This window comes from Frischella perrara, assembly GCF_000807275.1.
GTDB classification, from domain to species: domain Bacteria; phylum Pseudomonadota; class Gammaproteobacteria; order Enterobacterales; family Orbaceae; genus Frischella; species Frischella perrara.
Genome location: NZ_CP009056.1, coordinates 602,707 through 621,887, shown reverse-complemented (window position 1 = coordinate 621,887; position 19,181 = coordinate 602,707). Strand labels below are relative to the sequence as shown.

12 protein-coding genes are annotated in these 19,181 nt (G+C 33.5%); 9 read left to right on the top strand and 3 right to left on the bottom strand.

Features of this window, described 5'->3' with window-relative positions; all coding sequences use genetic code 11:
- Positions 1 to 101 precede the first annotated feature (101 nt).
- From FPB0191_RS02815 to FPB0191_RS02790, 6 genes are all read left to right on the top strand, one after another.
- On the top strand, positions 102 to 956 hold the full coding sequence (locus FPB0191_RS02815) for a hypothetical protein (RefSeq protein ID WP_039103871.1): 855 nt from the start codon (positions 102 to 104) through the stop codon (positions 954 to 956).
- Positions 957 to 1,000: 44 nt separating this feature from the next.
- Positions 1,001 to 2,836 carry a hypothetical protein gene (locus FPB0191_RS02810; RefSeq protein WP_039103869.1) on the top strand — a complete coding sequence of 612 codons (1,836 nt, stop codon included), beginning with the start codon at positions 1,001 to 1,003 and terminating at the stop codon, positions 2,834 to 2,836.
- Positions 2,837 to 2,999: 163 nt separating this feature from the next.
- On the top strand, positions 3,000 to 4,829 hold the full coding sequence (locus FPB0191_RS02805) for a hypothetical protein (RefSeq protein WP_238574472.1): 1,830 nt from the start codon (positions 3,000 to 3,002) through the stop codon (positions 4,827 to 4,829).
- 163 nt (positions 4,830 to 4,992) lie between these two features.
- Positions 4,993 to 6,828, top strand: coding sequence for a hypothetical protein (locus FPB0191_RS02800; protein ID WP_162485149.1), 1,836 nt, complete (start codon positions 4,993 to 4,995; stop codon positions 6,826 to 6,828).
- Positions 6,829 to 7,149: 321 nt separating this feature from the next.
- On the top strand, positions 7,150 to 8,988 hold the full coding sequence (locus FPB0191_RS02795; RefSeq protein ID WP_039103862.1) for a hypothetical protein: 1,839 nt from the start codon (positions 7,150 to 7,152) through the stop codon (positions 8,986 to 8,988).
- Between the two features lie 234 nt (positions 8,989 to 9,222).
- Positions 9,223 to 10,776 (top strand): phospholipase D family protein, encoded by a 1,554-nt coding sequence (locus FPB0191_RS02790; protein WP_110021861.1) that lies wholly within the window; start codon positions 9,223 to 9,225, stop codon positions 10,774 to 10,776.
- Between the two features lie 91 nt (positions 10,777 to 10,867).
- Here the strand turns inward: FPB0191_RS02790 and FPB0191_RS02785 are convergent, their stop codons facing one another.
- The 3 genes from FPB0191_RS02785 to pmbA are packed head-to-tail and all read right to left on the bottom strand — an operon-like array spanning position 10,868 to position 15,172.
- Entirely contained in the window at positions 10,868 to 12,055 is a 1,188-nt protein-coding gene (locus FPB0191_RS02785; protein WP_039103859.1) for a CinA family nicotinamide mononucleotide deamidase-related protein, read from the bottom strand.
- Entirely contained in the window at positions 12,048 to 13,778 is a 1,731-nt protein-coding gene (locus FPB0191_RS02780) for a SulP family inorganic anion transporter (protein WP_039103858.1), read from the bottom strand. Before FPB0191_RS02780 ends, FPB0191_RS02785 begins: the two co-directional genes overlap by 8 nt.
- A 23-nt stretch (positions 13,779 to 13,801) precedes the next feature.
- Positions 13,802 to 15,172, bottom strand: coding sequence for a metalloprotease PmbA (gene pmbA / locus FPB0191_RS02775; RefSeq protein WP_039103856.1), 1,371 nt, complete (start codon positions 15,170 to 15,172; stop codon positions 13,802 to 13,804).
- Between the two features lie 219 nt (positions 15,173 to 15,391).
- On the opposite strand from pmbA, the gene yjgA reads away from it, so the two are divergent.
- From yjgA to FPB0191_RS02760, 3 genes are all read left to right on the top strand, one after another.
- On the top strand, positions 15,392 to 15,925 hold the full coding sequence (gene yjgA, locus FPB0191_RS02770) for a ribosome biogenesis factor YjgA (RefSeq protein ID WP_039103854.1): 534 nt from the start codon (positions 15,392 to 15,394) through the stop codon (positions 15,923 to 15,925).
- A 346-nt stretch (positions 15,926 to 16,271) separates the two neighbouring features.
- Positions 16,272 to 18,422: a carbon starvation CstA family protein gene (locus tag FPB0191_RS02765; RefSeq protein WP_039103852.1), complete on the top strand. Its 2,151-nt coding sequence runs from the start codon at positions 16,272 to 16,274 to the stop codon at positions 18,420 to 18,422.
- Between the two features lie 385 nt (positions 18,423 to 18,807).
- Positions 18,808 to 19,032, top strand: a complete 225-nt coding sequence (locus FPB0191_RS02760; protein WP_039103851.1) for a hypothetical protein — start codon at positions 18,808 to 18,810, stop codon at positions 19,030 to 19,032.
- The last annotated feature ends 149 nt before the right edge of the window (positions 19,033 to 19,181 follow it).

The following is a 19,181-nucleotide window of genomic DNA, read 5'->3' as shown; positions in this document are numbered from 1 at the left end:
AGATAAAATAATCGTCTCATTGCCGAATAATAAAACCGAAATAGCTAATTCTGACCATAAACAAGTAGAGTTAGGTACAAAGAGAATCAAAGGATAGCTTTATGTGTTGGACAACAACAAAATCAATGACAACCACAGGGCAATCACCCAAAGTAAAAACAGTTGTTAAAGCCGGTGCAAAGAAAATAGATAAACTATTAATCCGCAGAATACCCGTTAATCTACTTTTATTCCGACCTGGTCATTTTTGGATCGAACTAATACATGATGATGAAGATGACACCGATCCGGCTATGGCACAAGCTCGGCAAGATGGTCTAAATGATGGTGAAATCAATAACGCAAAAATTCAACCCAATAAGGCTAATGGTTTCCGGGAGAGTTATGGCTGGTACCCTGCTGGATTACCGTTTCAGCCACTCAATATTTTTAATAATAATTTAGTCATATCTACTGATGGTGTTTTAAATGGCGACCATGAAAAACGGAAAAAGAAAGATAAAAACAAAAAACTAACCCCATCCGATGATCGAGAAGCCGGTCGAAAAACAAATAATAATGAACATTCTATAAGACCATTTGATCCACATCAAAATGCTCGTTTTCATCCCGAAAAAATTCCCTTTACTAACAATCCTTATGTCTTATCAGATGATAAACGAACTATTGAACAGATATTTGATGAGATTAGAGAAACAGCTATGACATTTAGTGATGAATGGAGCTGGGCCAATGACAGTTATAAAGAAACAAACTGTCATACTCTGTTATTTATTATATTGGCGAGTTGTAATTTAGCCGATCCTGAATGTATTGGGGAGGATCTGGATAAGCATTTTTTGCGATATAAAAAATCACTAATGGCAAATAATAATAATCCTGAAAATAAAATCAAAACCAGACAAAAATTAGTTAAAAAATTATCCAATATTTCTCGTAAAGCAAAATTAAATTAATAGTGATAATAAATTAACTTAAAAAAGGCTAGTCAGGAGAAGTTATGAAAAGTTTAATAAAGATATACTTGCTTCCTTTTATGCTATGGATGATAACGGTTGATTATGTTTATGCAGAGGTAAGAATGAACGAACATCAAATAAAAACAATAGAACAGTTAAAAAAACAATCAATTTTACCTAATAAAATTTATTATCAATATGATTTTATGACAGCTTTTGAAAATGAAGATAGCGTTCCAATGGAACATTTATTTTCATCAATATCAGATTTAGAAACTCACCCAGACATGTATGAATTAGCCATTCAAAGCATTGCAGAAGTAAAATTAAATGAAAATTATCAATATAGTGAAGTATTACAACGCAATCGAAATATTATCGAAGTTATCTACCCCACTGATTCATTTCAATCATTAGACGATGGCGTTTATTTTTATATCTTAGATGAACAAAAGCAGTTGCACAAAAAAGAATCATTTGACGAGGTTTACAAATTACCCTGTTATTTAAGAGTCGAAAAAAAACATGGCATTGTGGTAAGTATTCAGAAAAGACCTCTAGCATCCATTTCTCATTATAAGTACGATTATTGGGCAAATAACAGTCTAAAATATCTTAAAATAGAAATGACTGATAATAATGACAATATTATTTATATCTCAGAAACATTTTTTAATGATTATGGAAGAATAGAGAAAAATATTAGGGAAAATACTGTAACGGGTAATCTGGCTATTGAATTAGTTCAACATGATGGGGATGTTTATTCTATTGAAGAGTATTTTAATAATAAAAATACGAAAACTAACCGTGTTATTCACTATGAGAACTCGTTCCGTGTAAAAAATGAGGTATTAAATAAAAGCGGTAACGTAATAAAAATAAATAATATAAATCCACTATTATTTGATTTTGAAAAAGACTTGGATGAGCCCTACCCATACAATAAGCTAGTAATGAACGTCGAAAAGAGTAATGCATTACTAACCGATTCTATGTTTGAGCAAGGTATCAGTGATAATCCTAAGTACGACGAAGATGCCCTTAAAAGAGCCAAGTATTTAGGTATTAAACCGAACCAAGTTTATTATCATAAACTACCTTTCCCAAGTTTTATGGCTGAACGCTATAAGAACTTTCCTCATCAAGCACCTTTAACGTTAATTGAAGCCGAAAATCAATCTCCTCAAGAAAAATACAGTGATTTAATAAGAATCGAAATAGATAATAATTATCAATATAAGAAAATTGATAAAACCAAATGGCAACAAACGGCTATCTCTTTACCTTCATCGCAATTTAAATCTCTCGAAAATGGTATTTACTTTTTTGTGATTAATGACAAAGGACAATTAACGCCGTTAAACAATGTTGAACAGGCTATAACTCAACCTACTTATGTTCGTGTGGAAAAAGTCATGGGCAAAATTGTCTCAACATTACAAAAAACACGTGTGCAATGGTTAACAACCGAGTTCGATTACAAAAAGAACACACCTATTCGAAGTAAATTAACTGTCATTGAAAGTCATATTGTGCCGAAGTTAGTGATAGAGTCAGAATATGAAAGTGGGCAATATCTACCTGCCTCACAAGTCATAAAAAATGCTCAAGGTAATATTGTTCGAACGTTTAAAACGGTTAAAAAGAAAAATATTATCGCTATCTTAGAAAGATTCAATGAACAAGGCGTTAAAACTAATCATATTGAGATATCAAAACAAGGAGATATTGAAAATCAATACCTTGATAGTAAAGAGCATGTGCGATTTACTACAAGTGATATCCAAGATAAAGAATATCCTCAACTTTATGATGAGTTACCATTTAATCCAGATGGATTTGAAATGATGCTATTTGAACATTTTAATAAATAACAGTACAGGCTAAACAACATAATATAACAATAAGTGCTAGTAGATCTTAGTGTTATCGTAACTATAAACTGATGAGTCATAATTCAATTGAGCAATACATTGAGTATCCTATCTCTACTTTGGTTACTCAATTAGCATCATTGACAAGGAAGCTGGAGAGTATATGAAGACTTTAGTTAAAATCTGCTTATTTTTATTTGGGATATGCTCAATTCAATATGTGATCGCTAAGGTAAATATGAACGAGCAACAAGAACAAATCGTCAATCAATTAAAAAAACAAGGAATTTTACCTAATACAACTTATTACCAACTTGATTATTTGCCAGCTTTGGATAATGAAGATAGCACTCCTAATGAAAATTTATATCCATCATTATCTCATTTAGAAACTATCCCAGATATGTATATAATGGCAATTCAGAGCATTGCACAAGTACAGTTAAATGAAAATTATCAATATAGCAAAGTATTGCGACTTAATCGAAATATCATCGAAATCATCTATCCAACCGATTCATTTCAATCATTAGACGATGGTGTTTATTTTTATACCTTAGATGAAAATAAACAGTTACAACAAAAAGACTCATTTAATGAAGTCTACAAATTACCCTGTTATTTAAGAGTCGAAAAAAAACATGGCATTGTAGTAAGTATTCAAAAAAGAGGGTTAGCATCCATCAGCCGTTATATTTATGATTATTGGCATAATACTAATCTAAAATATCTTAAAATAGAAAAATACGATACTGAAAAGAATATTATTTATGATTCAGAGGTGTTTTTTGATGATAAAGGAGAGATGGTAAAAGCAATCAGGAAAAATACAAAAACGGGGCTATACTCTATCGAAAATATTATTCATCAAGGAGATATCTACTCCATTAATGAATTCTTTGATAATGAGGGCAATATAACTAATCGTGTAACTAATTATGAGAACACTTCTCGCGTAAAAAATGAGGTATTAAATAAAAACGGTAAAGTAATAAAAACCAACAACTCCGAACCTGAAATATTCAATTTTGACAAGGATTTGGATGAACCCTATCCTTACAATAAGCTAGTAATGAATGTCGAAAAGAGTAACGCATTACTAACCGATTCAATGTTTGAGCAAGGTATCAGTGATAATCCTAAGTACGACGAAGATGCCCTTAAAAGAGCTGAGTATTTAGGTATTAAACCGAACCAAGTTTATTATCATAAACTACCTTTCCCAAGTTTTATGGCTGAACGCTATAAGAATTTCCCGCATCAGGCACCTTTAACGTTAATTGAAGCCGAAAATCAATCTCCTCAAGAGAAATACAGTGATTTAATAAGAATCGAAATAGATAATAATTATCAATATAAGAAAATCGATAAAACCAAATGGCAACAAACGGCTATCTCTTTACCTTCATCGCAATTTAAATCTCTCGAAAATGGTATTCACTTTTTTGTGATTAATGACAAAGGACAATTAACGCCGTTAAACAATGTTGAACAGGCTATAACTCAACCTACTTATGTTCGTGTGGAAAAAGTCATGGGCAAAATTGTCTCAACATTACAAAAAACACGCGTGCAATGGTTAACAACCGAGTTTGATTACAAAAAGAACACACCTATTCGAAGTAAATTAACTGTCATTGAAAGCCAGATTGTACCGAAGTTAGTGATTGAGTCAGAATATGAAAGTGGGCAATATTTACCAGCCTCACAAGTCATAAAAAATGCTCAAGGTAATATTATCCGAACGTTTAAAACGGTTAAAAAGAAAAACACTATCGCTATCTTAGAAAGATTCAATGAACAAGGAATTAAAACTAATCATATTGAAATATCAAAACAAGGAGATATTGAAAATCAATATCTTGATAGTAAAGAGCATGTGCGATTTACTACAAGTGATATCCAAGATAAAGAATATCCTCAACTTTATGATGCGTTACCATTTAATCCGGATGGATTTGAAATGATGCTATTTGAACATTTTAATAAATAACAGTACAGGCTAAACAACATAATATAACAATAAGTGTTAGTAGATCTTAGTGTTATCGTAACTATAAACTGATGAGTCATAATTCAATTGAGCAATACATTGAGTATCCTATCTCTACTTTGGTTACTCAATTAGCATCATTGATAAGGAATCTGGAGAGTATATGAAGACTTTAGTTAAAATCTGCTTATTTTTATTTGGGATATGCTCAATTCAATATGTGATCGCTAAGGTAAATATGAACAACCAACAACAACAACAAATCGTCAATCAATTAAAACAACAAGGAATTTTACCTAATACGACTTATTACCAACTTGATTATTTGCCAGCTTTGGATAATCAAGACAGTTTCCCTGAAAAAAGTTTATATTCATCAGTAAATGAATTAGAAACCAATCCAAATATGTACATAATGGCAACTCAGAGCATTGCACAAGTACAGTTAAATAAAAACTACCAATATAGCCAGATAATACAACTAGATCGAAATATTATTGAAGTTATCTATCCCACTGATTCATTTCAATCATTAGACGATGGCGTCTATTTTTATACCTTAGATGAACATAAACAATTACAAAAGAAGAACTCATTCAATGATGTTTACTTATTACCGAGTTACTTACGGATTGAAAAAAAACACGGTATTGTGGTGAGTATTCAAAAAAGATCTTTAACTTCTATTACCCATTATAAATATGATTATTGGTCTAATAACAGCTTAAAATATCTTAAATTAGAAATGTATGATAACAATAAAAAAGTTATTTATGATTCTGAGGTATTCTTTGATGAAAAAGGAGAGATGGTAAAAGCGATCAGAAAAAATATAGAAACAAAACAGTCTTCTATTGAAACTATCGTGCATCAAGAGGATATTTACTCAATAGATGAGTTCTTTGATAATGAAGGCATTAAAACTAATAGAGTTAGCCATTATGAGAACTCGTTCCGAGTAAAAAATGAGATACTAAACAAATACGGTAAAGTAATAAAAACCAACAACTCCGAACCTGAAATATTCGATTTTGACAAGGATTTGGAGGAGCCCTATCCTTACAATAAGCTAGTAATGAATGTCGAAAAGAGTAACGCATTACTAACCGATTCTATGTTTGAGCAAGGTATCAGTGATAATCCTAAGTACGACGAAGATGCCCTTAAAAGAGCTGAGTATTTAGGTATTAAACCGAACCAAGTTTACTATCATAAACTACCTTTCCCAAGTTTTATGGCTGAACGCTATAAGAACTTTCCGCATCAAGCACCTTTAACGTTAATTGAAGCCGAAAATCAATCACCTCAAGAAAAATACAGTGATTTAATAAGAATCGAAATAGATAATAATTATCAATATAAGAAAATTGATAAAACCAAATGGCAACAAACGGCTATCTCTTTACCTTCAACGCAATTTAAATCTCTCGAAAATGGTATTCACTTTTTTGTGATTAATGACAAAGGACAATTAACACCGTTAAACAATGTTGAACAGGCTATAGCTCAACCTACTTATGTTCGTGTGGAAAAAGTCATGGGCAAAATTGTCTCAACATTACAAAAAACACGCGTGCAATGGTTAACAACCGAGTTTGATTACAAAAAGAACGCACCTATTCGAAGTAAATTAACTGTCATTGAAAGTCATGTTGTGCCGAAGTTAGTGATAGAGTCAGAATATGAAAGTGGGCAATATTTACCTGCCTCACAAGTCATAAAAAATGCTCAAGGTAATATTATCCGAACATTTAAAACGGTTAAAAAGAAAAACACTCTCGCTATTTTAGAAAGATTCAATGAACAAGGGATTAAAACTAATCATATTAAAATATCAAAACAAGGAAATATTGTTGAAAACCAATATCTTGATAGTAAAGAGCATGTGCGATTTACTACAAGTGATATCCAAGATAAAGAATATCCTCAACTTTATGATGCGTTACCATTTAATCCGAATGGATTTGAAATGATGCTATTTGAACATTTTGAAAAATAACAGTATAGATAAACCAATTTATCTAAGTTGAAAACATGATCGGCTGAGCGATTATAAATCAGGAACGGTAAATCCCAGATAAAATAATCGTCTTATTATATTGGCGAGTTGTAATTTAGCCGATCCTGAATGTATTGGTGAGAATCTGGATAAGCATTTTTTGCGATATAAAAAATCACTAATGTCAAATAATAATAATCCTGAAAATAAAATCAAAACCAGACAAAAATTAGTTAAAAAATTATCCAATATTTCTCTTAAGGCAAAATTAAATTAATAGTGATAATAAATTAACTTAAAGAAGGCTAATCAGGAGAAGTTATGAAAAGTTTAATAAAGATATACTTGCTTCCTTTTATGCTATGGATGATAACGGTTGATTATGTTTATGCAGAGGTAAGAATGAACGAACATCAAATAAAAACAATAGAACAGTTAAAAAAACAATCAATTTTACCTAATAAAATTTATTATCAATATGATTTTATGACAGCTTTTGAAAATGAAGATAGCGTTCCAATGGAATATTTATTTTCATCAATATCAGATTTAGAAACTCATCCAGACATGTATGAATTAGCCATTCAAAGCATTGCAGAAGTAAAATTAAATGAAAATTATCAATATAATGAAGTATTACAACGCAATCGAAATATTATCGAAGTTATCTACCCCACTGATTCTTTTCAATCATTAGACGATGGCGTTTATTTTTATATCTTAGATGAACAAAAGCAGTTGCACAAAAAAGAATCATTTGACGAGGTTTACAAATTACCCTGTTATTTAAGAGTCGAAAAAAAACATGGCATTGTGGTAAGTATTCAGAAAAGACCTCTAGCATCCATTTCTCATTATAAGTACGATTATTGGGCGAATAACAGTCTAAAATATCTTAAAATAGAAATGACTGATAATAATGACAATATTATTTATATCTCAGAAACATTTTTTAATGATTATGGAAGAATAGAGAAAAATATTAGAAAAAATACTGTAACAGGTAATCTGGCTATTGAATCAGTTCAACATGATGCGGATGTTTATTCTATTGAAGAGTATTTTAATAATAAAAATACGAAAACTAACCGTGTTATTCACTATGAGAACTCGTTCCGTGTAAAAAATGAGGTATTAAATAAAAGCGGTAACGTAATAAAAATAAATAATATAAATCCACTATTATTTGATTTTGAAAAAGACTTGGATGAGCCCTATCCTTACAATAAGCTAGTAATGAACGTCGAAAAAAGTAATGCATTACTAACTGATTCAATGTTTGAGCAAGGTATCAGTGATAATCCTAAGTACGACGAAGATGCCCTTAAAAGAGCCAAGTATTTAGGTATTAAACCGAACCAAGTTTATTATCATAAACTACCTTTCCCAAGTTTTATGGCTGAACGCTATAAGAACTTTCCTCATCAAGCACCTTTGACATTAATTGAAGCCGAAAATCAATCACCTCAAGAGAAATACAGTGATTTAATAAGAATCGAAATAGATAATAATTATCAATATAAGAAAATCGATAAAACCAAATGGCAACAAACGGCTATCTCTTTACCTTCAACGCAATTTAAATCTCTCGAAAATGGTATTCACTTTTTTGTGATTAATGACAAAGGTCAATTAACACCATTAAACAATGTTGAACAGGCTATAGCTCAACCTACTTATGTTCGTGTGGAAAAAGTCATGGGCAAAATTGTCTCAACATTACAAAAAACACGCGTGCAATGGTTAACAACCGAGTTTGATTACAAAAAGAACGCACCTATTCGAAGTAAATTAACTGTCATTGAAAGTCATATTGTGCCGAAGTTAGTGATAGAGTCAGAATATGAAAGTGGGCAATATTTACCTGCCTCACAAGTCATAAAAAATGCTCAAGGTAATATTATCCGAACGTTTAAAACGGTTAAAAAGAAAAACACTATCGCTATTTTAGAAAGATTTAATGAACAAGGGATTAAAACTAATCATATTGAGATATCAAAACAAGGAAATATTGTTGAAAACCAATATCTTGATAGTAAAGAGCATGTGCGATTTACTACAAGTGATATCCAAGATAAAGAATATCCTCAACTTTATGATGCGTTACCATTTAATCCGGATGGATTCGAAATGATGCTATTTGACCATTTTAATAAATAACAGTACTGGTAAAACACACCAGCTATATCAATAAATTACAGTGATAATATTGTAGTTGAATACTAATCTAGAGAAACTGTACATTAGAATTTTTTTATTATTTTTTGCTTTATTTTCGACATAGCCACATAATACTATTCGTGTTTACTTTATGATATGATTTGATTAGCTTTAAATAATCCTTGTACTTTTCTCAAATTGGGATGTTACATGAAGAAAATAAGGCGAATACCTATGTTTTTGATTGTTATATCAGTTTTTATTTTCATTTCAATATTAGCAATATACAGTTTTGGACGTTTTGCTAAACAAGCCAAAGGTGAACCAAGTTTTGCCTTGGCGGTGCAAGATGATCAAACCGATCTTGATAAGGCTTTAGGACCAGAGTTTGCATTACATCCGGATGAAAGCAGTCTTCTGTTAGTGCCTAGCGATATTGATGCTTTTGCCATTCGTGCCAAAAGTGCCAGAGAAGCAGGTCGCAGTTTAGATTTACAATATTATATGTGGCACAACGATTTAACCGGACAATTATTAGGATTGGAAGTGTTAAATGCGGCAGATCGTGGCGTACGTGTGCGGATCATTCTTGATGATATGAATGTTAAAGAGAATAGCGAGTTATTAGCAACATTGAATCAACATGAAAATATCAAAATTCGGATGTTTAACCCTACTCGCGTACGTGGTAATAGCCTGATGCGTGGCATTGAAATGTTACTCCGTGGTTTAAGTCTTGATCGAAGAATGCATAACAAATCTTGGATTGCTGACGGTCGAATCGCGATAGTGGGAGGGCGAAATATTGGCGATGAATATTTTGGTGCAGCCAGCAACCGTAATTTCTTTGATGTTGATTTATTAATTGGTGGTCATGCCGTTCGAGAAGCTGAAACAATTTTTGATGAATTTTGGAATTGTGATGCAGTTATTCCTATTGATGCATTAGTAAAAAGTGATGCTCAAGCTTTAGAAGAATTAAGAATGAGTATCGCGAATAAACGTAAAAATTTGGTAGCAGTACCTTATTTTGATAAATTAAAAGAAACACCAAATGCGAAAGCACTATTCAAAAAAGAATGGAATCAAGGTAATTGGCAGGTACATTGGAGCAAAAATGTCCATATTTATTCCGATCCGGCTATTAAAGCCTTCGCGAAAGGCGAAGCACACTGGCTAAAAAAACGTTTAGAGCCAATCATTACAAATGCAAAACAGCGTTTAAATATTATTTCGCCCTATTTTGTTCCGGGTAAAAGTGGTGTTAATGAGTTCATCCAATTACATCAACAAGGTGTTGATGTAAACATTTTAACTAATTCACTTGCAACTAATGATGTTATCTTTGCTCATGGTGGATATATTACCTATCGTAAACCATTATTAAGAAACGGTATTAACCTATATGAATTAAAACCATTTGGGAAAGTGGGTCACACTTTACTCGGTTCGAGTAGCGCAAGTTTACATACCAAAGCATTTTTGATTGATAATGAAATGGGTTTTGTGGGTTCATTTAATTTTGACCCGCGATCAGCAAATCTAAATACCGAAATGGGAATTATCTTTGCCGAACCGGCAATTGTGCAAGCTTTACAGCATGAATTTATTATGCGTACTAATGGTGATTATAGTTATCAAGTAACTTTAACTAACGACCAATTGCATTGGCTTGATCAGAGAAATAATCAACAACCCATTGTTTGGAATTATGATCCAGAAAGTAAATGGTGGCAACGAGCACTAGCTACTATCATTAGTTATTTACCGATTGAATCCCAATTATAAAATTAATCAACAATCAAGGTTGCTGTTTATAGTTCAGAATAAGCCTAATCCGTTGTGTATAGTCTCCCGATAAAGAATTGATGGCATCTTATTAATTAATGACTTCCAGCCAATAATTATTGCCAATTAAAGGTAATCCTAATAAATACCGACGTAATGTATCATGACCAACAGCACTAAAAATAGCTTGTTCGATATCAATTGAATAGCGACGTCCTTGGTAGCGTAATTGATAAATATGGTTGTGTTTAGGCGTTAAGAGTTGTAGTTTGAATTGACCACTTCGTTGATCCACATCGTGCAACGCTAATATTATTGCCTGAGGATAACGTTGTCTCAATTGCGCAAGGGTAGAATTAACATCTTGATCACTGCTTAAGACTTCTGAATGAACAATCGGGGCATGAGCATGATACAGAGCGTATGCAATCAGACCTGCTGTAAACTGCTCAATAATAATTAAGGTTTGCTGATGTTGCATGAGTAATTGACTCACTAACGATGCTAACCCCGTGGTCCCCTCATAAAGTAGATTATCCTTTACTAACTCTTTTAATTCACGCCACAATTTATCCATCGTTGATTGTAAATATTGATCTGCCGTCAATTTAATCTCTATTTTAGGCATGGCAGAGCGGTAACCAATGCTGATTCCGGCTGGAACTGTTAATCTTGTTTCAATTTCGTTGGCTAAATCACTTTCTGATCTGCCCATAATAGTTAAACGATAGCACAGAGGTCGATATTTGACAGGAAATTGCTTTTGTAAATCGGGCACAATTTGCTCACTGACCATTCGCTTAAATTCAGAAGGTACACCCGGCGTAAAATAGATAACGCACTGATTAATCATCATACGAAAACCACAGGCTGTTCCAATTGGATTATCCAATATTATTGCACTTTGCGGTAACATCGCTTGCTTGATATTGCTTGATGGCATTGCTTGATTACGCTGAGCAAAATAATTCTCCATCTCTGCTAACCATTGGGGAAATAATATCAACTTTTCGCCACTGGCTTGTGCTGCTGCTTGTGCTGTCAAATCATCACTAGTAGGTCCTAATCCACCGTTGACAATAAGAACATCATTCTGGCGACTACGTTGTTGTAAACTCTCGGTTAACTGTTGTAAATTGTCGCCAATAGTTAACCGTGAAGTAACCAAATAACCTTGTTCAAATAAATAATTAGAAAGCCAAGCTGCATTAGTATCGGTAATTTGCCCGTATAATACCTCGTCACCTGTACTAAGAATTTCAATTTTTGGTTTAATCATCATCATCACTTAAGTCCGACATATGTTCTTTACTCTGAACCATGCGTAATGCAAAATACAGATCGTAGGTAAATTCAATATAACTCTCATCTAAATAAATACTCATCTCTTTAAACCAACGTTTAATCGTTTTTCGTCTGCCGGCTAAAATTAGAATCGTATTACGCGCCTTAAGCGAGTGGACTAGCTCATCAATCCCCATTAAAACACTGACATCTTGGTAAGTGAAACATGGAATCGCATCCACAATTACATAGTTCACATGATCGGAAGATTCATCGACAATATTAATAATACGTTTCTTAAAGTAAGCGATATTAAAATATGTCAAGGTTGAATTGAATCGATACATGATGACATTATCAATCGGTTGAACTTTATTACCTAATGAATGAATTCGTCCATCGGCATCGACCCCTAACAGTTGATCGCTCGGTCGAAAAACACGACGTAAGAATAATAATAAACCTAATAAGACTGATAATGCCATACCCGGAATAATACCAATCAATAATACAGCGACAAGGGTACAGCTACTTAAATAAAAGGCTTCGCGATTAAGTTTAAAAAATCGTTTGATAGTTTTAAGATCGATTAATGACCATGAAGAATAGATCAAAATAATCCCTAAAACAGCTGAAGGAATGAATTGTAAAGGTGATAATAAGAATAGAACAACTAATGCTATTACACCTGCAGCAATAATTGAAACCAATTGTGTTTTTCCACCATTGACATCATTTACCGCCGTTCGTGAAGAAGTACCACTAACCACAAAACCATTAGACAATCCTGCAACAATATTAGCAATACCTAATGCTTTAAATTCGGTGTCTGCGTCAGTATCATAATTATTTTTAGCTGCAAAACTTCGGACGGTAATCATCATGCTAATAAAGCAGATCACGGCAATATTTAATGAAGGTACAACTAACTCTCTCATTAAGCTAGCATCAAAATTAGCCCAAGATGAAAATGGAATAACCTCATTATTCAGTTGACCAATAATATGAATACCAAACTTATCGAACCCAATAATCCATGATAATAACGTCAGGATAATCACCGCGACTAATGGTGCAGGATAACGTGGCTTGTACTTCTTTAAACTAATCAATATGGCTAATGTTAATAATGAAATAATCAAGGTACCAATATGGATTTCAAGAATTTTCATTGGTAATGAAATTAGCCGTTCAAAAAAGTTAGCGTAGTCATATTTAAAACCACATACTTTAGCAATTTGATCAATAATTATAGTAATTGAAATCCCATTAAGTAAGCCGATCAAAATGGGGCGACTAAGTAAATCCGCTAGCGCTCCCAAGCGTAACTTGCCCGCGATCAAACACCAAAGACCGATCATAATGGTTAATACAATTACTAATTGCCAACGCAAAATAGGATCATTTGCCGACAAAGGAATAACAACAGCCGCAACCACCGCACAAGTGGCAGTATCGGGACCAACTATCAATTGTTTGGAAGATCCAAATAAGGCATAAGCGATCAAGGGTAAAATCGTCGAATATAGCCCGGCGATTGCACCTACTCCAGTTAACTCAGCATAAGCTATTGATACCGGCAAAGACACTGCCGCAACAGATAACCCAGCTCTAAAATCATAATTTAAATAACTTTTTTGATAATTAACTAATGCCGCTAAACCAGGCATCCATAACAATAGTTTTTGAAACCCTCGATATTTTGTCCATTGCGCCATGATATTATTTCCTTTGATTAAAGTTATTTACCGGCTACACTCATTTGTTCTATTAAAATCGAGCCAGTTTGTATATTAGTGCGAGTTTCAATATCATTACCAATTGCGATAATATGTCGGTACATATCCCTTAGATTACCCGCAATAGTAAACTCACTAATTGGGTATTGAATCTGACCATTTTCAACCCAAAAACCACTCGCACCACGCGAATAATCTCCTGTTACTTGATTAACACCCTGCCCCATTAATGATGTAATGACGATGCCCTTATTCATTGTTTTTAATAATTCATCAAACGATTGAGTTTGATTATTAGCAAATAAACGCCAATTATGGATACCACTAGCATGACCGGTACTTTTTAATGGTCTCTCTGGTGTTGACAATTTACGTGCTGAATAACTACCTAATAAGTAGGTTTGCAACACACCCTCGGTAATAATATTCTGTTGATAGGTTTTTATACCATCGCCATCAAAAGGCGCTGATCCAACTCCTTTTAACAGGTGTGGTAACTCTTGAATAGTCAACCAATCAGGGAAAATAGGCTCACCGAGTTGATTCAATAAGAAAGATGATTTTTTATAAATAGCACTACCGGTAATGGCTGAAGCAAAATGACCAATTAAACCCGTTGCCACTTCTGGACTAAATAAAATTGGCATCTGCATTGTTGCAATTTGTTGCGATCCCAGATGTTCAGTAGTGCGTTTCGCCGCTTCTCTACCAACATATTCAGCTGTTTTAAGTTCGTTAATATCACGAGAACTGGTATAAGCGTAATTACGCTCCATTTGACCATCTTTTTCACCAATCACACAACAAGATAGTGAGTGAGAACTGGTGCGATAACCCTGTAGCATGCCATAACTATTACCATAAACACGGATATCGTAACCACTACTAAAATATCCCCCATCACTGCGTTTAATGTGGCTGTTATAGGCTAACGCTGCTTGTTCAGCAAGTGCTGCTTGTTGTAATGCTCTTTCGACATTGAGATCACTTGGATAAAAAAGATCTAAATCAGGACATTCAAATGCCATCTGATCTTGATCGCCTAATCCTGAATAAGGATCAGGTGAAGTATATTTCATGATCTCAATCGCCATGTTGATAGCTTGTTCAATTGATTGAGGTGATAAATCATTAGTCGAGGCAGTGCCTTTTTTGTGATTTTGATAAACCGTAATACCTAATGCCCCACCACTGTTAAATTCAATATTTTCAGTTTCACCATGATGTGTGCTGACATTAATACCTGTCGATTTGTTTATTGCCACTTCAACCGCATCAACTTTACTGTTGGCGATGGCTATTGTTTGTGCTAAAACAGCTTCAAGTTGCTGTTGTTCAGCATAACTATCTTTATCAATTTGTGAGCTATTCATGTATCTATCCTGATCACTAAACTGCTGATAACTAAAGTTCTAGTTATCAGCAGTTTAAGTAATTCATTTATTTAAAATCTGTTATTGTGCTAATCATACGTTATAATAGCGCAGATTAATAATATTCAATGCGATATTTTTAATATTATTTTATACATTCTGTTATAAAAAATCGATTATTAACAACACTAACTTGAAGACTAAAGCTAAAGAAAATATATGACACCATTTGAACATGAAGATGCCCTTTTACCTAGTATTGATGATAATGAAGAAGAGATCATCTATGTCAGTAAAAGTGAAATTAAACGTGATGCCGAAGCCCTTAAAAAATTGGGTGTTGAACTAGTCCAACTAAGTAAAAATGAGTTATCTAAGATCCCATTAGATGAAGATATGATTTATGCTATTGAATTAGCACAGAAAATCAAAAAAGAAGGTTATCGACGACAAATTCAATATATTGGTAAATTATTGCGTAACCGCGATATTGATCCAATTAGCCAAGCCTTGGATAAATTAAAAAATCGCCATAATCAACAAAATGCTATTTTACATAAATTAGAAAAACTGCGTGATGATTTGATTGATACTGGTGATGCCGAACCGATAATAGCCTGGAATCCACAGGCTGATCGTCAACAATTACGCCAGTTAGCTAGAACAGCTAAAAAAGAACGTGATACAAATAAACCGCCTAAATCAGCACGACTAATTTTTCAATATTTGAAAGATTTAAGCGAATCAGATTAATTATGTTTATCATCGCCTTGGCGTAATTAAAACTGCTATACCTTGCTGTTCAAATAATTTCAAACAGCAAGTTCCCCCCTACCTTAATTTATTTTTAATAAGTAAAAATAAGGCTGTCTATTATAATAAAATTGAGTCATTTCCTTAGATACTTTTTGTTGAATGGCCCTGTGAAACCAATAGTTTTCATGCTTTATTACCATTAAAACTGCCATTTTAACCACTCACTTTATAAATCTAACCTATTATAAAATACAACATATATTTCTTTTATTGACTTAGTTACTATAACCTTGGTTAATTGTAACAATTAAACGCACCTTAATGAAAAATAAAGGAAATTTATATGAACAATAGATATATTAAGCATCTCCCATGGGTGATTCTAGCCCTTGTAGGAGCTTGCTGTTTAGCAGTCGTTGCGTTAAGACGTGGTGAACACGTTAGCGCATTATGGATTGTTACCGCAGCGGTTTCCGTATACTTAGTTGCTTATCGTTATTACAGTCTATATATTGCTAATAAAGTGATGGGATTAGACGCAACTCGTGCAACACCTGCTGTCATTAATAATGATGGTTTGAACTTTGTACCAACTAATAAATATGTATTATTCGGACATCATTTTGCAGCTATTGCAGGTGCTGGTCCATTAGTAGGTCCTGTACTAGCTGCTCAAGTTGGCTATTTACCGGGTACACTTTGGCTACTAGCCGGCGTAGTACTTGCTGGTGCGGTACAAGACTTTATGGTCTTATTCCTTTCTACACGCCGTAATGGGGCGTCACTGGGTGAAATGATCAAGCAAGAAATGGGATACATTCCCGGAACCATCGCCTTATTTGGTTGTTTCGTGATCATGCTGATTATTCTAGCGGTATTGGCCTTAATCGTCGTTAAAGCGCTTGCTGAAAGCCCGTGGGGCGTCTTTACAGTTTGTTCGACTGTACCAATTGCTTTATTTATGGGTGTGTATATGCGCTTTATCCGTCCCGGAAGAGTGCTAGAAGTGTCTATCATTGGTATTGTGTTGTTAGTATTATCTATTTGGTTTGGGGGTGTTATCGCTCACGACCCTTACTGGGGACCAGCATTAACTTTCAAAGCAACCACAATTACTTATGTATTAATTGGCTATGCTTTTATCTCGGCATTATTACCAGTTTGGTTGATCTTAGCGCCACGAGATTATTTAGCAACCTTCCTAAAAATTGGTGTAATAGTAGGACTAGCTGTAGGAATTGTTATACTTAATCCTGAACTAAAAATGCCGGCTATTACTCAATACATTGATGGCACTGGTCCAGTTTGGAAAGGGGCGTTAATGCCATTCTTATTTATTACTATTGCCTGTGGTGCTGTATCTGGTTTCCATGCATTAATTGCTTCAGGAACAACCCCAAAATTACTCGCAAATGAAAAAGATGCGCGTTTTATTGGTTACGGTGCAATGTTAATGGAGTCATTTGTTGCGATTATGGCATTAGTTGCTGCTTCAATTATTGAACCGGGACTATATTTTGCAATGAATACACCACCTGCCGGTTTAGGTATTACTATGCCTGATTTGCATAAATTAGGTGATCCTCAAGTTGCTCCTGTGGTGTTATCTCAACTGAAAGATGTTACGATCCATGCCGCAGCAACTGTTAGTTCATGGGGTTTCACTATTTCACCTGAACAAATACTTCAAACTGCCAAGGATATTGGTGAGCCGTCAGTATTAAACCGTGCAGGTGGTGCACCTACTTTAGCAGTTGGTATTGCTTACGTTTTCCATCAAGTATTACCGGGCGCAGATATGGGCTTTTGGTATCACTTTGGTATCTTATTTGAAGCGTTATTTATTTTAACTGCTTTAGATGCCGGAACTCGTTCAGGTCGCTTCATGTTACAAGATTTACTTGGTAACTTTGTACCATTCTTGAAAAAAACAGATTCATTTGTCGCAGGTATTATTGGTACCGCCGGATGTGTGGGATTATGGGGATATCTACTCTATCAAGGTGTGGTCGATCCATTAGGTGGCGTAAAAAGCTTGTGGCCATTATTCGGTATTTCAAATCAAATGCTAGCTGCTGTTGCATTGCTATTAGGCACAGTTGTATTAATCAAAATGAAACGTGCTCAGTATATTTGGGTGACCATGATTCCGGCAATCTGGCTATTAATTTGTACAACATGGGCGCTAGGTCTAAAACTATTTAGCAATAATCCTCAATTGGAAGGATTCCTATACTTGGCAAATGAATATAAACGTCGTATAGCTGAAAATCCAAACTTATCCGAAACTCAAATAGATAACATGCATCATATCGTTATTAACAACTATACAAATGCTGGTTTGAGTATTCTATTCTTAGTGGTCGTGTATAGTATAATTTTCTACGGTATAAAAACAGCTATCAAAGTACGTAATAATAAGCAACGTACAGATAAAGAAACACCTTATGTCCCTGTACCGGAAGGTGGTGTTAAAACATCAATGTCACATTAAGGAATAAGATCTTAATTTGATAATGAATCAATTAACGGGCACACGTCAACCGTTAATTGATTCAATTTTCATATTTCGGCAAAAGCAAACTCATTCAAAAATAACGTATTTGATTAATCATTATCTTATAGATAATTTCTTTCCAAAATCAGCATCAAAGTAACTAGTATTATTAAATTAAAAATCTATTATTGAGCCTATCTTATTCATTTAATAGAATTATTGTTTCATCAAAGCGACTCAACTATTGTTCGTTTTTTTATTAAAAAAATGCTATCTATTCATACATTAATTATATAAGTATATACAAAAGCTAATCGTTGTATAATAATTGTGTGCCTCAATCTGGATATAATAATGCGCTAATCAATTACTAGGATCGCTCATGCTGTTAATTTATAATTTAAAGCCTAATTTTCAGACATTGCTTAACCCTTGTATAAAAAGTATAAATAATTTGTATGATGCCAATCTTACAATTAAGCGGGCACATTTATTACCAAAATCAACTTTTTCTGAATTTTCTAAACTGTATAAGGAACTGAGTGATAATCAATTATTACCCCATTCATTACCTAATATCAGTTACGCTAACCCGAAAGATGGATAATTATTTAATATTATTCAATTTATCATTTACTACTATTAGCATGATTGCAATGACATTAACTTAAATTGTGATGATTAGCTATAGATTATGTTTAGGAAAAAACTGATAAAAAATAACTCAAATTGTAATTAGTGCAAATATCACCAATT

Excerpts from the sequence above, each read along its gene's own strand:
- pmbA (WP_039103856.1), bottom strand. The coding sequence starts at position 15,172 with ATGAATAGCTCACAAATTGATAAAGATAGTTATGCTGAACAACAGCAA.
- yjgA (WP_039103854.1), top strand. The coding sequence starts at position 15,392 with ATGACACCATTTGAACATGAAGATGCCCTTTTACCTAGTATTGATGAT.
- FPB0191_RS02765 (WP_039103852.1), top strand. The coding sequence starts at position 16,272 with ATGAACAATAGATATATTAAGCATCTCCCATGGGTGATTCTAGCCCTT.
- FPB0191_RS02785 (WP_039103859.1), bottom strand. The coding sequence starts at position 12,055 with ATGATTAAACCAAAAATTGAAATTCTTAGTACAGGTGACGAGGTATTA.
- FPB0191_RS02800 (WP_162485149.1), top strand. The coding sequence starts at position 4,993 with ATGAAGACTTTAGTTAAAATCTGCTTATTTTTATTTGGGATATGCTCA.
- FPB0191_RS02790 (WP_110021861.1), top strand. The coding sequence starts at position 9,223 with ATGTTTTTGATTGTTATATCAGTTTTTATTTTCATTTCAATATTAGCA.
- FPB0191_RS02760 (WP_039103851.1), top strand. The coding sequence starts at position 18,808 with ATGCTGTTAATTTATAATTTAAAGCCTAATTTTCAGACATTGCTTAAC.
- FPB0191_RS02815 (WP_039103871.1), top strand. The coding sequence starts at position 102 with ATGTGTTGGACAACAACAAAATCAATGACAACCACAGGGCAATCACCC.
- FPB0191_RS02795 (WP_039103862.1), top strand. The coding sequence starts at position 7,150 with ATGAAAAGTTTAATAAAGATATACTTGCTTCCTTTTATGCTATGGATG.
- FPB0191_RS02805 (WP_238574472.1), top strand. The coding sequence starts at position 3,000 with ATGAAGACTTTAGTTAAAATCTGCTTATTTTTATTTGGGATATGCTCA.
- FPB0191_RS02780 (WP_039103858.1), bottom strand. The coding sequence starts at position 13,778 with ATGGCGCAATGGACAAAATATCGAGGGTTTCAAAAACTATTGTTATGG.
- FPB0191_RS02810 (WP_039103869.1), top strand. The coding sequence starts at position 1,001 with ATGAAAAGTTTAATAAAGATATACTTGCTTCCTTTTATGCTATGGATG.